Annotated in this window: 12 protein-coding genes; 3 read left to right on the forward strand and 9 right to left on the reverse strand. The window is 45.5% G+C overall.

What is annotated here, in order from left to right:
- Positions 1-178: 178 nt before the first annotated feature.
- Positions 179-2,386, reverse strand: coding sequence for a transcription termination factor Rho (rho, locus tag ACOJS8_RS13845; RefSeq protein ID WP_420149135.1), 2,208 nt, complete (start codon positions 2,384-2,386; stop codon positions 179-181).
- Positions 2,387-2,969: 583 nt separating this feature from the next.
- On the opposite strand from rho, the gene ACOJS8_RS13850 reads away from it, so the two are divergent.
- Genes ACOJS8_RS13850 through lptC form a run of 3 tightly spaced genes read left to right on the forward strand, consistent with a single transcriptional unit; the run spans position 2,970 to position 5,608 of the window.
- Positions 2,970-3,758: a type III pantothenate kinase gene (locus ACOJS8_RS13850; RefSeq protein ID WP_420149136.1), complete on the forward strand. Its 789-nt coding sequence runs from the start codon at positions 2,970-2,972 to the stop codon at positions 3,756-3,758.
- Positions 3,715-5,010, forward strand: coding sequence for a hypothetical protein (locus ACOJS8_RS13855; RefSeq protein WP_420149137.1), 1,296 nt, complete (start codon positions 3,715-3,717; stop codon positions 5,008-5,010). Before ACOJS8_RS13850 ends, ACOJS8_RS13855 begins: the two co-directional genes overlap by 44 nt.
- A 49-nt stretch (positions 5,011-5,059) precedes the next feature.
- On the forward strand, positions 5,060-5,608 hold the full coding sequence (lptC, locus tag ACOJS8_RS13860; protein WP_420149195.1) for an LPS export ABC transporter periplasmic protein LptC: 549 nt from the start codon (positions 5,060-5,062) through the stop codon (positions 5,606-5,608).
- A gap of 33 nt (positions 5,609-5,641) precedes the next feature.
- Here the strand turns inward: lptC and ACOJS8_RS13865 are convergent, their stop codons facing one another.
- The 8 genes from ACOJS8_RS13865 to ACOJS8_RS13900 all read right to left on the reverse strand — a co-directional run bounded on the left by ACOJS8_RS13865 (position 5,642) and on the right by ACOJS8_RS13900 (position 12,600).
- Positions 5,642-6,070, reverse strand: coding sequence for a c-type cytochrome (locus tag ACOJS8_RS13865; protein ID WP_420149138.1), 429 nt, complete (start codon positions 6,068-6,070; stop codon positions 5,642-5,644).
- Positions 6,067-6,762 carry an SCO family protein gene (locus tag ACOJS8_RS13870; protein WP_420149139.1) on the reverse strand — a complete coding sequence of 232 codons (696 nt, stop codon included), beginning with the start codon at positions 6,760-6,762 and terminating at the stop codon, positions 6,067-6,069. Before ACOJS8_RS13870 ends, ACOJS8_RS13865 begins: the two co-directional genes overlap by 4 nt.
- Entirely contained in the window at positions 6,701-7,153 is a 453-nt protein-coding gene (locus ACOJS8_RS13875) for a viral A-type inclusion protein (RefSeq protein WP_420149140.1), read from the reverse strand. Before ACOJS8_RS13875 ends, ACOJS8_RS13870 begins: the two co-directional genes overlap by 62 nt.
- A 72-nt stretch (positions 7,154-7,225) precedes the next feature.
- A complete protein-coding gene (gene recN / locus ACOJS8_RS13880) occupies positions 7,226-8,899 on the reverse strand; it encodes a DNA repair protein RecN (RefSeq protein WP_420149141.1) in 1,674 nt (557 codons plus the stop codon).
- A 75-nt stretch (positions 8,900-8,974) separates the two neighbouring features.
- On the reverse strand, positions 8,975-9,889 hold the full coding sequence (locus ACOJS8_RS13885) for a DUF4835 family protein (RefSeq protein WP_420149142.1): 915 nt from the start codon (positions 9,887-9,889) through the stop codon (positions 8,975-8,977).
- Between the two features lie 51 nt (positions 9,890-9,940).
- Positions 9,941-11,197 carry a bifunctional phosphopantothenoylcysteine decarboxylase/phosphopantothenate--cysteine ligase CoaBC gene (gene coaBC / locus ACOJS8_RS13890; protein ID WP_420149143.1) on the reverse strand — a complete coding sequence of 419 codons (1,257 nt, stop codon included), beginning with the start codon at positions 11,195-11,197 and terminating at the stop codon, positions 9,941-9,943.
- 138 nt (positions 11,198-11,335) lie between these two features.
- On the reverse strand, positions 11,336-11,650 hold the full coding sequence (locus ACOJS8_RS13895; RefSeq protein WP_420149144.1) for a DNA-directed RNA polymerase subunit omega: 315 nt from the start codon (positions 11,648-11,650) through the stop codon (positions 11,336-11,338).
- Between the two features lie 53 nt (positions 11,651-11,703).
- Positions 11,704-12,600 carry an outer membrane protein assembly factor BamD gene (locus ACOJS8_RS13900; RefSeq protein WP_420149145.1) on the reverse strand — a complete coding sequence of 299 codons (897 nt, stop codon included), beginning with the start codon at positions 12,598-12,600 and terminating at the stop codon, positions 11,704-11,706.
- Positions 12,601-12,627: the final 27 nt, after the last annotated feature.

Below are 12,627 nucleotides of genomic sequence, written 5' to 3' on the forward strand. Positions count from 1 at the left end.
GGAACGCATGAAAGGCACACGTAGTAACGAAGAGTTTTTTATTTCGATGAATCGGTAAAACGTAACAATAGATTACACACAAAACGGTCCGCCGTTGCGGTGCAAAGAACATGGAGAAAACTCTCTGTACTTTGTACCGCAACGGCGGACCGTTTTGTGTGTAATCTATTGCTACGTTTTACCGATTCATCGAAATCAAAAACTCTTCGTTACTACGTGTGCCTTTCATGCGTTCCAGCAGGAAATCCATTGTTTCCATCGGATTCATGTCGGCCATGTGCTTGCGGAGAATCCAGACACGCTGAAGAGTTTCTTTATCCAGCAGCAAGTCTTCCCGGCGCGTACCCGACGCCAGTACATCGACGGCTGGATAAACACGTTTGTTGGCCAGCTTCCGGTCGAGTTGGAGTTCCATATTGCCGGTACCTTTGAATTCCTCGAAGATAACCTCATCCATTTTCGAACCTGTATCGATCAGAGCTGTAGCGATGATTGTCAATGACCCGCCATTCTCTACGTTACGGGCCGCTCCGAAAAACCGTTTTGGCCGGTGTAGCGCATTGGCATCAACACCACCCGACAGGATTTTACCCGACGAAGGAACGACAGTGTTGTAAGCACGTGCCAGACGCGTAATCGAATCCAGCAGGATCACTACGTCGTGGCCACACTCAACCATCCGTTTGGCTTTTTCAAGCACCATGCTCGACACTTTTACATGCCGGTCGGCCTGTTCATCGAACGTAGAGGAAATAACTTCTGCATTTACACTACGTGCCATGTCCGTTACTTCTTCGGGGCGCTCGTCAATCAGCAATACGATCAAATACACCTCCGGGTGATTTTTCGTAATGGCATTGGCGATTTCTTTCAGAAGCACCGTTTTCCCCGTTTTAGGCTGGGCTACAATCATACCACGCTGACCTTTGCCGATAGGAGCGAACAGGTCCAGCACCCGCGACGAATAATTTTCCGGACGATTACTCAGCCGTAATTGTTCATCCGGGAAGAGCGGGGTTAAATATTCAAACGGAATACGGTCACGAATTTCTTCTGTAGTTTTGCCATTCACCGTCGATACGCGCAGCAGGGCGAAGTATTTTTCACCTTCTTTCGGTGGGCGAATAGAACCACGTACTGTATCCCCCGTTTTCAGGCCAAACAGTTTGATCTGCGAAGGTGATACGTAGATATCGTCCGGGCTGGCTAAGTAATTGTAATCTGCCGACCGCAGGAACCCGTAGCCGCCATCCTGCATAATTTCCAGTACGCCTTCGTTATCAATGATCCCATCGAACTCACGAATATGTTGATTATACTGGCGACGGATGCGACTCTGATATTCTTGAGCTTCGCGGGATGGGCCCTGAAGCTGCGGCTGGCCCGACGGTGTTGGTTCCGGTTGCGGCTGCTGCTGAATGGTTTGGGGTTCACTAGCTACTTCAGATGGGTTAAACAGGGCTTCGGTCGTTGCGGTTGGTTCGCCCGATAACTGAACGTTAGCAGCATTGTCGTCTGAAACAACGGTTGGTGTGATAAATTCCTCTTCGGGTTGCTCGCCAAAGCTGAGTGTCAGTTCGTCTGTTGGCACCCGGTGGGTGCGTGGGCGCTGATCACGTCGATGAATATTGTCGCGTTGGCCGCCGTCACGATTGTTGCGATCACGTGCTACGTCATTTCGATCGCGGTTATTATCAACACGCTGGCGGTCTCGCTGACTAGGCTGATTTCCGTCAGGTCGTTGATTACGGTATGGATTCTGATTCGAGTCAGGGCGGCCATTGCGATCATTACGCTGATGATTCGGACGACCTGTCCGATCTGAAGCAGGCCCATTGTTATCAGTACGTTCACGCCCATTCTCATTCCGATTTCGAACGGGTTGATTGTTCGAACTGTTACCTTGGGTTGTGTCAGTTGCCCCTTCCTGATTTTCTGGCACCGACTGGGGTGCTACCGGTATGCCGGCAGGGTCAGCCGTTACTGCTGCTACAGATGGCTGTGGGTTAGCAACTTCAGGCAGATTGGCTTCCAGTTCACTAACCGGAGGGTTAGCCGAAATGGTAGGGGTATTTTCCCGCCGGACACGCTGGCGCGAACGGGTACTGTTGTCTGAATTTGCAGCTGAGTCAACTGCTGGTTCACTTTGTGAAGCAACCTCGGGCGCGGCTTCTGCTAACTTTGCCCGGCGGTTACGTTTTGGTGCTTCTTCAACAGAAGTTTTCTCGTCGGCTCCTTCTGGTCCCGGACGTTCGGACTGCTGTTTTATTATTTCGTAAACCAGTTTTTCTTTGGTGAATTTACTCAGGTTACGAATGCCGAATTGTTCGGCAATAGGGTGAAGCTCCGCGAGAAGCTTCTTATCTAATTCTTCTTTCTTAAACATACAGGTCAGGTTAGCAATAAACCTTAAAAGGACCGCTGGTGCGGCAAAGATGGAAATAGGGGATTGTCGAAATATGAAATGGTAGTTTTGATAGGCAGGTACGCAAACCCAGATAAGCCTGATAGAGGGGCTATTGATTGATCACCCAAATTAACCTTAACTGATTGCAAGTAATATACGCGACGAATAAAAGTCAAAAAGTATGAACCGGGATGATGTACCTAATCCAAACATTAGTAGCTGGTGAGGCCAGACAGAGTAGGTATCAAAACATTTGGAAACCGATAGATTGCCATTACAACAACTTATCATTGTGCCAGGCTGTTTTCTTGGGAATACTACCTAACACTGGATTGATGGTAGCAAAGGTAATAATTTGATACGGTCTTGTCAAGATAACGTTATTTAAGAATAAATGTTTCCAGTTTCAACATAAAATTGTGACTGAACTATAGAAAATAATAGGTTGCCACAACTGTAAGTCTGTATATAGTTCATAATAGTTCTGTCGTTAAAAATCCTTAAAACGACGGAGAATTACAAATTTTGTGGATTAAATCAGCGTTGACTGCTCATACAACGAATGGGAATACTGACGAATGATAAACCGTCTGGTGTAAATCTGGTGATAGATTGGGGGAACTCCAGCCTGAAAACGGGCTGGTTTAACGGATCATCCTTAGTCGAAACAAATCGGTATGGTTCGCTGGGGGCCTTACATGCTGCGATCAGACAACGTTCTGTAGCTCATATTCTGGCATCATCCACGAGTCGACCGGCTGATGAAATTCGGACTGAGTTGTCCAGTTTGACCGACAATTTTTGGGTGTTAGATAGCCAAACGCTTGTGCCCATACGCAAGACGTATGAAACGCCGGCAACACTCGGGGCCGACAGGGTTGCTTCAGCTGTGGGCGCTGTTACGTTGTTTCCAGGTCAGGATTGTCTGATACTTGATCTGGGCACTTGCCTGACGGCTGATTTTGTTGATCAGGATGCGGTGTTTCATGGCGGTTTAATCTCTCCAGGGTTGCAAATGCGGTTTCGGGCTATGCATGAGCAAACAGCGCGTTTACCTCTGATAGAGGCACCTGCTGAATGGCCTTACATAACCGCCAAAAATACTCGACAATCCATGCAAAGTGGAGTGATGAATGGGTTGTTATTTGAAATGAACGGTATTATCGATACGTATCGTCAGAATTGGCCGGATGTGGCTGTACTGACTTGCGGTGGCGATATATCTGCCTTTGAAAGTCGTTTTAAACCCCCGATATTTGCAGTGCCCGAATTGGTGCTGATTGGATTGAATCGAATTTTACGCTATAATGTTGAGAATTTACAAGCGAATACGCCGGACGTTAACGCATAGTTTGCTGGCTGTTGCCGCGACATCGCCAATGGTACTGGCGCAAGGATTAGGAAATTCACCCTATTCGGCTCTGGGTATCGGAGAGTTATATAGCCCCGGTAACGTAACGAATATAGGAATGGGCGGAGTGGGCATCAGCAACGCCAGCTCATTTTACCTGAATCTGCAAAATCCAGCGCTGCTGGCTCGTCGAACACGATTTACGGTATTTGAGGTTGGGCTGATCGGAGAAACCAAAAGCATTAGCCAATACATCAGTAACAGCTTACAAAGCCAGCGATCCACGGCGGGTAACCTGGGTTATCTGGCATTGGCGTTTCCAGCTAATTCGCGCTGGAATATGGCCATAAGCCTGAAACCGTACACCTATGTCAACTATAGTATTCAGCAGAGATCAATCGTACCAGGAGCAACGTATGCCGCTCAGTATGATTATACAGGGCGCGGAGGGTTGAACAAAGCAACGTTTTCTAATGGTGTACGGCTTACAAAAAATATCTACGCAGGTGTAGAAGCAGCTTTCCTGTTTGGGAATATTACGTATTCGTCAAGTTCAGCCTTATTACTAAGCCCAACTACCACAGACGTGGGTGTTTCGCGTCTGAATCGGGTCAATTACAGCGATATAGTATGGAAACTTGGCGCTGCCTGGCGCCCTAAAATAAGTGAGAACTGGACGCTGAATCTTGGCGCAACCTACGATCCACAGACAGGAATCAAGGCCGTCCAGACGGATATTAATCAAAAGACTTACCTGGGAGCCGTAGCGGACACGCTGCGACTTAATTCTACGGCAAAGGCTATTTTGCCGCAACAGATGAACTTTGGTATTAGTCTGGAAAAGAACAACTCGCTTCTGATTGGTGTAGATGTTGGCTTTCAGGAGTGGTCAAAGTTTCGTACTGCCGATAACAAATCTGGAAATCTGGCTGATGGTATGACCGTTGCGGCTGGTATTGAATATACACCAAAACCGACTTCGAACCGTTATCGGGATCTGATTACGTATCGGGCTGGTTTTCAGTATAATCGCCTGCCATATCTGGTAAATGGTACGCAAATTAATGATGTCAATGGCAGTTTAGGCGTATCGTTGCCGCTCGGCTCTTATTTAGTTAACCATATTACACTGTCTCTGGTTGGTGGACAACGGGGCGTTCTGACAGGTACACAAATTCGGGAGCAATACGTACGCGTGGCACTTGGGTTTTCGCTCAATGACTGGTGGTTCCGTAAGCAAGTCGTTGATTAACCAAGTTTAAGGAACAATGAGTAGTACAAAAAGAATAATAGGTAGCTCGATGGTGAACTACGTTAGTCGTTATTTATTATTCGTTTGTTGTTGCACGCTCCTGTTTTCCTGTGAACAGCCAAAACAAAATAGGAAAATAGAGCCATTCTCTGGGCCAGTTGAAGAAATCAACGACGTAAAATTACTGTATAGTGAAGCAGCTGTGCTCAAGGTTAGGCTAAAAACACCCAAGCAGTTACGATACAGTAACGATGACAGGAAATACCCACAACCTATCAATATTGTCTTCTACGGCCCAGCAGGGGAAGAAATGACCACGTTACGGTCTGACTCGGGTCGTTATAACAAAGCCAAGGATCTCTACGTCGTAATGGGTCACGTAGTGGTTATTAATAAACAGAAGCGTGAAAAGCTACTTACTGATGAATTAACCTGGAATCCGGTTACCAAGAAAGTATATACCGATAAACGAGTAACGGTACTTAGCGATTTAACTGGCGAAAAACTCTACGGAGTCGGTTTGGACGCCAACCAGGATTTTACTCAGTACGCCATTCGCAAGCCGACAGGCATTTTTAACGTAGAGACAGGTATTTAAAAAGTCACTCGCACGTAGCAGGGGTGTAGCTTGCTACTGACTAGTGACTTTACTACACTTTTCCAGAATGGGGGTGACTTCAGTTACACTAGTCACTTTGGTTTCGTCACCCCATTCGTTATAAATGTAGGTGATTAACTCAGCCACTTCGAGGTCGCTAAGCTGCGGTTGTGGAGGCATTACCCGGTTATAAGGCTTTCCATTTACAACAATTGGTCCTTGTTGACCATAACGGGTCAAACAGATTACCGCGTTTTTATTCTTTAAAAAATCGGAATTGGCTATCGGCGGATAAAGGGCAGCAAGACCTTCTCCCTTGTTCTGGTGGCAATTCGCACAGTTGTTTCTATAGACGGCTATTCCTTCAGTAATATAACGTTGTCGCTTTATCTCTTCCTCACTCTGACAAGACAAAAGGAGAGTTATTGAAAGAGATAAGATTACCTTAATGACTCGCATCATGACTTATATTCGGCAAGCAGTCGCTCCATGTCTTTCATTAATTTATCAACACCTGCTTCGGTAGTACCGTCATATATACCCCGGATATGCTTGGCTTTGTCGATTAGAATAAAGGCTCCGCTGTGGACTACTCCACCAGGAGCTGATTCATCGGCCTGTGCTGTGACCATATAGCTATTTTGCCCGATGTCGTAGATTTTTTCGCGATCTCCCGTTACAAACAGCCACTGACGATCCGTAACCCCAAGATTGATGGCAAACTCCTTCAGAACAGCTACCGAATCATGTTCAGGATCGATCGTATGTGAGAGAAACATTACGTTCGAATTTCCCTTATATTTTTCATAAACCCGCTTCAACTGTACTTTCATTTTAGGACATATAGTTGGACAAGTCGTAAAAAAGAAATCGGCTACGTATATTTTATTCGCGAGGGTTTTAGCCGTCACGGTATCGCCATACTGGCTAATAAAGCTGAAATCAGGTATCGTCTGATAAACGGAGTCGGTTACAGATTTCCCGTCAACTACCCTCGTTACAGCCTCACGTTGCCCTAGAATAGGCAACGTATCATTCGTTTGCCCACATCCCCACAGCAGTACAAACAGACTAGCCAAAAAGAGATAAGCACTACTTCTTGTCCAGAAACTGAGTGGCCTGTTCGATACTTGAATTAACTTTTGTTTGAACATCACTAATTTGATCTTTTTGAGCAGCTAAATAGTTAAGAGCTTCCTCCGACGATAGTTTGGCGAGTGTATCGCCGTTATAACGGTTCATCCAGCCCATCATCAGACTATCTGCAACCTTTAAATCACGACTCAGACGCATAGCCTGATCTCTATCTTCATCAATTCGAAGCGTTTTCGATGCCGATTCAGTGGCTTTGAGACTGTCAAGCGAGGCAATACGTTGCTTCAGGCTTTTTTGCAATTTCATCATGTTTCCCATCTTAGGCATCACCTCGTCATGGATGGCAAATACTTCATTTTCAGCCTCCTTGACGCCATTTTCATCGGAGTTGCATGAGTAGACAAAAAAGCTGAAAATTAATCCAGTAACCACAATAGTAGATTTGTGCATAGATTCAGGAGTAGAAATTGAGATTGACTATATAAAATTGAGAGCATGCAAATAGATTAGCGTAGAATCAAATTATCTGGCCGCTGAAGCGGTACGTTGCTTTAAAATCTCGCGGGCGTTTTTGAGGGCGCTGGCCGATGGGTTTTTGCCACCAATCATTTGGGCGATCTCGTTGATACGTTCGTCGAGCGTAAGCTTTTTGATTCGGCTGACGGTTTTGTCCGCTGAATGATCCTTATAAACGAAATAATGGGCTGTTCCCTGACCGGCGATCTGATGCAAATGCGTGATAGCGATAATCTGGTGATTATGAGCCATATCGCGCATCATATTACCCATTTTAATGGCAATTTCCCCCGATACACCCGTATCAATTTCATCGAAGACAATAGTAGGTAACGAGCGTTTGCTGGCTAAGATGTATTTGATGGCCATCATCAGGCGCGAAAACTCACCACCCGACGCTACGTTCTTCAACTGCTGAGGTTTAATGCCCTTGTTGGCACTAAACAGAAAGGAAATGGTGTCGATTCCCGTTGGTGTGGGCTTCGACTTTTCGGCTGCTATTTTCAGCGAGGCATTCGGCATACCAAGGTCGTGCAGCAATTTTCCAATTTCGCTCTCGATGGATGACAATACGGCCTGGCGTGATTCGGAAAGCGTTTCAGCGCTGGCTTGAAGCTTGGTGCGGGCTGCATCAGTTTGACCTTTTGCATCCGCTAACGCATCGTCAAGATTTAATACCTTGCTTACCTTTTGACTAAGTTCGTCACGTAGTGCGATAAGCCCTGTTACGTCTTTAACCTGGTGTTTGGTTTGTAGCTGATAAATCAAATTCAACCGCTCACGTATTGACTCGGCCCGCGAATCATCGACGTCGACGCGGTCTTGCTCGGTGCTGATTTCGTCGGCTAAATCACGCAGTTCAATCAAACTACTCTGGGCCCGCTGCTGTAGCTGCTCGTACTGATTCGAAAGCTTACTGATGTAGGCCAGATTGCTGACGGTGCTCTTCAAAAAATCAATGACGGATTGCTCAGTGTTGTCGAGGTATTCATAAGCAAGTTGCAGCCGTTCTTTAATTTCCTCGGCATTTTCCAGGATAGTCAATTCCTGCTCAAGCGATTCCTGCTCGTCAGGCTGCAACTGCGCCTTCAACAGCTCTTCGTATAAGAAGTTGTTGTAATCAAACTCTTTGCGCATGGAAGCCGCTTCAGCCAGCAACTGGTCATACTGGTTTTTGCACGTCCGATACGTCTGATAATCTGCATGATAGGCACGTAGCAGATTATCGTTCTGAGCATACGTATCAACAATCTCCAGTTGGTATTCATTCGAGCCGAGCAAAACCGAATCATGTTGGGAATGAATATCCATCAACTGACTCGTTACGCGCCGGAGCGTTTCCAGATTTACGGGCGTATCATTTACAAACGCCCGCGACTTACCGCTGACACTAATTTCGCGTCGGACGATACAGGTTGAGGAATAATCTAACTCTTCTTCGTTAAAAATTTGCTCAATAATATAACCCGATACGCCGAATATACCCTCAATAATGCACTTCCGTTCCGGATTATATAACACGCGCGTGTCGGCCCTATTGCCCAGCAGAAGGCCAATAGCACCCAGCATGATCGACTTTCCGGCCCCAGTTTCCCCCGTGATAATATTAAGCTCACGATCGGGCGTGAGTTCAAGTTCATCAATCAGGGCGTAATTCTTTATAAGTAAATGCGACAGCAAAATCAGTGATTAGTTAGTAGTTGATAGTTAATAGTCAGCAGTTCATGAAATTTCCTGCTATCGACTAATGACTATTTACTGTCCTTCGGTGATTAATTTTCGATAACTCTCAGTTTTCGCCGGGTCTAAGTAAGAAAGTAAATCAAAAGCTTGTTTACGTTCTGCTGGTGTTCCTTCATACATGATGTTGTACAATTCCTGGGATTTGGCATCAAAGAAAGAGTTGATCAAGACCGAATTAGGTAACTGTAACCCAATTGTACGTATTGTATTCAGCAATCCAAGCGTTTGCTTTCTCACCTCTACCGGATTAACAGCAAACGCATCTAATCCTAATCGATGATACGTATATACTCCATCACGGAATGGTATTAACTGCTGGTTTTGCAGATTCTCAATCAACCAGTAACGATTCCGACGGTCGCCCCCTGTTTGCCAGGCTCCATTGGGTGAGCCCTGTTGCGCTAGGTTTGTGATGGCGTACGCTTTCTGAATAAACAAGTTGCCGCCCTGCTTACTAAATGTGTCATAATCGACAGCCAGAATTACATTCGCATAAAATGCCAGTAGCGACGTAAGATCGTCGGAAAATTGATTATCCCGGAAATAGACAGGTGTTGTGGGTAGGTAAACGAAATTAAAGGCCCGATCTACGTAGCTAAAAACCGTTGTCTCGTAATTGGTACCATACACAGGTCGTGTTACAACAATCTGCGCTGTTGCCTCAAAAGCGCCCTGAGTTAATGATTTTATAAGGTTGATATTCAGCGAACAATTGATACGTTCGGCAACGGTAAACTGATCATTGCTCCAGCGCCGATTGTTCATGAATTCGGTAATGATTCCTTTAAGCTGGTTTACGTATGAGAAGTCCGTTTTCTGCTGTGCGAACAATTGATCGGAGTTAACTGTCACCTGACAATTTAGCTCCTGTGCATACGCCGAGCGGAGAAAAAGACTCAGTAACGTAATGATATATAATGCTTTCATGCGGTTATTGCGCTGAGAAATTGTATTTTTCTACTAACCTCCGGCTTGCAATTATAACGAAGGTTTTTTTTCGAACTCTAACGTATCAGCAATCAAATTTACCAAATCCTGCGCTACTTCCTCCTTCGATTTCAGGGTAAATTCGTAGGTTTTCTCTTTCCTGTCGATAACGGTAATTTTATTGGTATCATGTCCGAAACCGGCACCCGCATCACGGAGTGAATTGAGAACAATCCAGTCCAGATTTTTCTGATGCAGTTTTTTTAAGGCGTTATCGCGTTCGTTGTTTGTTTCGAGGGCAAACCCCATAAGCAATTGCCCGGCACGTTTCTGACGTCCTAACGTAGCAGCAATGTCGATTGTCTTGACTAGTTCGAGCGCAAAGGTCGATTCGTTCTTTTTTATTTTCTGATCGGCAGGATGAGCGGGAGTATAATCGGCAACAGCGGCATTTAATATCACTACGTCCGCATCAGGAAAAGCCCGTTCCGTAGCATTGAACATTTCCTGAGCTGAGCGAACATCAATACGTTCAATCGAAGGGTCGGGGAGTTGGAGAGCCGTTGGGCCACTCACCAACGTAACGCTGGCACCAGCTTTTGCGAAAGCATTAGCGATTGCATACCCCATTTTGCCCGTAGAATGATTGCTGATGTAACGTACCGGGTCAATGGGCTCCTGGGTTGGTCCTGCAGTTATAAGCACCTGCTTGCCTGCAAAAGTGTCTTTTCTACTACGTATCTCCGTTTCAGGCATTACGTTCTTCTTAAAAAACAGGTTAAGAACGTTCATAATCGTATCGGGCTCAGCAAGACGTCCTTCGCCAATCAGTCCACTAGCCAATTCGCCATGTTCTGCCTGAATAATGTAGTTTCCAAACGATTTAATCCGACGCAAGTTTTCGACCGTGCTCGGATGTTGGTACATATCAACATCCATAGCTGGCGCAAAAAAAACCGGGCACCGCGCTGACAGATAAACGGCGGATAAAAGATCGTCACATAAACCAGTGGCGCAGCGGGCAAGCGTATGTGCCGACGCAGGGGCTACTATTAGGGCATCGGCCCATAACCCTAAGTCTACGTGGTTGTTCCAACGGCCGCTATCGTCTGCTACAAACGTTGACAAAACAGGCCTTTTTGAGAGGGTTGCCAGAGTTAAGGGCGTAATAAATGCCTTGGCCGACTCTGTCATGATGACCTGTACGTCGGCACCTGCCTTTATGAGAAGCCGTATTAATAAAGCTGATTTATAAGCCGAAATGCTTCCTGTTACGCCCAGTAGAATTCGTTTCCCTGCTACTGACATGGTTAGGTAGTCGAAAGTCAACAGTCGTTAATAAATAGCCAGGAGTAGATGTCTGATGACTAACGACTAATTAAAACGCCAAAACCGCACGATGTTGTTTACCGTGCGGTCATGAATAAATGAACAATACGGTTTACCTTATTGCTGAGCTTCTTCGTCGTTATAACGCCAGTAAACTTTTTCTTCCAGGAACTCATCGGTTGCAATGGAAGTAGGTTTAGGCATCCGTTCGTAGAATTTAGAAATTTCAATCTGTTCACGGTTTTCGAAAACTTCTTCGAGGTTATCAACCGCCGAAACGAACTCCGATAATTTGTTGCTCAACTCCTCTTTGTTTTTTGAGGCAATTTGCCGGGCACGTTTAGAAATGATCGAAACTGATTCGTAAAGATTTCCAGTCTGAGCCGCAATTTTGTCGTTGTTGCGGGTAATGATAGATTGATTCGTTGCCATAGTATATTCGATAATCGTCAGTCGGTAGTAAAAAGTCCGACAATTATTGACTTTTATTGTTTGGACGCCGTTACTTTCGCTGGCGCGTTCTTTAATCTTTCTTTCTCTTTTTCACGTTCCTTTTCCAAGGTATCCAAGCGTTCAATTTCTTTTACGCTGGTTTCGTACATTTTCTCCGATTGCTTCAGAAATCTACTGTTTGGATATTTGTCGACAAACGCCTGATGATAACTGATCGCTTCCTGATAACGTTCCTTTTGTTTGGTTTCCAGGCTGTTCTGCGCCAGGCTAAATTCCGCATCAACTTTCAGGAAGGCCAATTCTTCATTGTATTCAGAATCTGGAAATTCCTTTTGAAAATTATTGATAGAAATGACCGCCGATTTGTAGGAAGCAATATTAAAACCGCTGGTTTTAAAATATAATTTCGCCTTCTCGTACGCTTTTCGTTCCAGCTTACCGCGCAGATCCAGAATTAATTTTGTTGCCTCATCTTTATACTTGCTATCAGGATACATATTTATGAAATCCTGTAGCGCCGAGGTGGCAGTCAACGTATTGGATTGATCCAGGTTGAACGCAGGCGTGTCTTTGTATAGCGAGTAAGCATACATGTACATAGCCTCCTGCGCGTAATCGGAGCGGGCAAACGTCTCGTAAAACTTCTTGAACAGTGTCGAGCTGAGCAAATACTGCTGCTGATGGTACTGCGTGTAGGCGTAATAGAACTGGGCCAGCTCGGATTCCGTACTACCTTTCAATACAGGAATTAATTCTTCAAACAGCAGGCCGGCACGGTACCAATCGCCTTTTTTGTAATACTCCGTGGCGGCTTTATATTTTTCGTCATCAGTTCCACTTTTTTGCAGCTTTGAGAATGGGCTGCATGAACCAAGCAGAAACATGACCCAGATTCCCAGCAGAACCCTAACAGTATGACGGTGTTGCATATGGTTGCAAAGATACAAAAAAATTAC

The sequence above is a fragment of the Spirosoma sp. genome (assembly GCF_048594605.1).
Classification (GTDB): domain Bacteria; phylum Bacteroidota; class Bacteroidia; order Cytophagales; family Spirosomataceae; genus Spirosoma.

What these genes read in the sequence shown, in the direction of transcription:
- rho (WP_420149135.1), bottom strand. Translation starts at nt 2,386, where the DNA reads ATGTTTAAGAAAGAAGAATTAGATAAGAAGCTTCTCGCGGAGCTTCAC.
- ACOJS8_RS13850 (WP_420149136.1), top strand. Translation starts at nt 2,970, where the DNA reads ATGGGAATACTGACGAATGATAAACCGTCTGGTGTAAATCTGGTGATA.
- ACOJS8_RS13855 (WP_420149137.1), top strand. Translation starts at nt 3,715, where the DNA reads ATGTTGAGAATTTACAAGCGAATACGCCGGACGTTAACGCATAGTTTG.
- lptC (WP_420149195.1), top strand. Translation starts at nt 5,060, where the DNA reads ATGGTGAACTACGTTAGTCGTTATTTATTATTCGTTTGTTGTTGCACG.
- ACOJS8_RS13865 (WP_420149138.1), bottom strand. Translation starts at nt 6,070, where the DNA reads ATGATGCGAGTCATTAAGGTAATCTTATCTCTTTCAATAACTCTCCTT.
- ACOJS8_RS13870 (WP_420149139.1), bottom strand. Translation starts at nt 6,762, where the DNA reads ATGTTCAAACAAAAGTTAATTCAAGTATCGAACAGGCCACTCAGTTTC.
- ACOJS8_RS13875 (WP_420149140.1), bottom strand. Translation starts at nt 7,153, where the DNA reads ATGCACAAATCTACTATTGTGGTTACTGGATTAATTTTCAGCTTTTTT.
- ACOJS8_RS13885 (WP_420149142.1), bottom strand. Translation starts at nt 9,889, where the DNA reads ATGAAAGCATTATATATCATTACGTTACTGAGTCTTTTTCTCCGCTCG.
- coaBC (WP_420149143.1), bottom strand. Translation starts at nt 11,197, where the DNA reads ATGTCAGTAGCAGGGAAACGAATTCTACTGGGCGTAACAGGAAGCATT.
- ACOJS8_RS13895 (WP_420149144.1), bottom strand. Translation starts at nt 11,650, where the DNA reads ATGGCAACGAATCAATCTATCATTACCCGCAACAACGACAAAATTGCG.
- ACOJS8_RS13900 (WP_420149145.1), bottom strand. Translation starts at nt 12,600, where the DNA reads ATGCAACACCGTCATACTGTTAGGGTTCTGCTGGGAATCTGGGTCATG.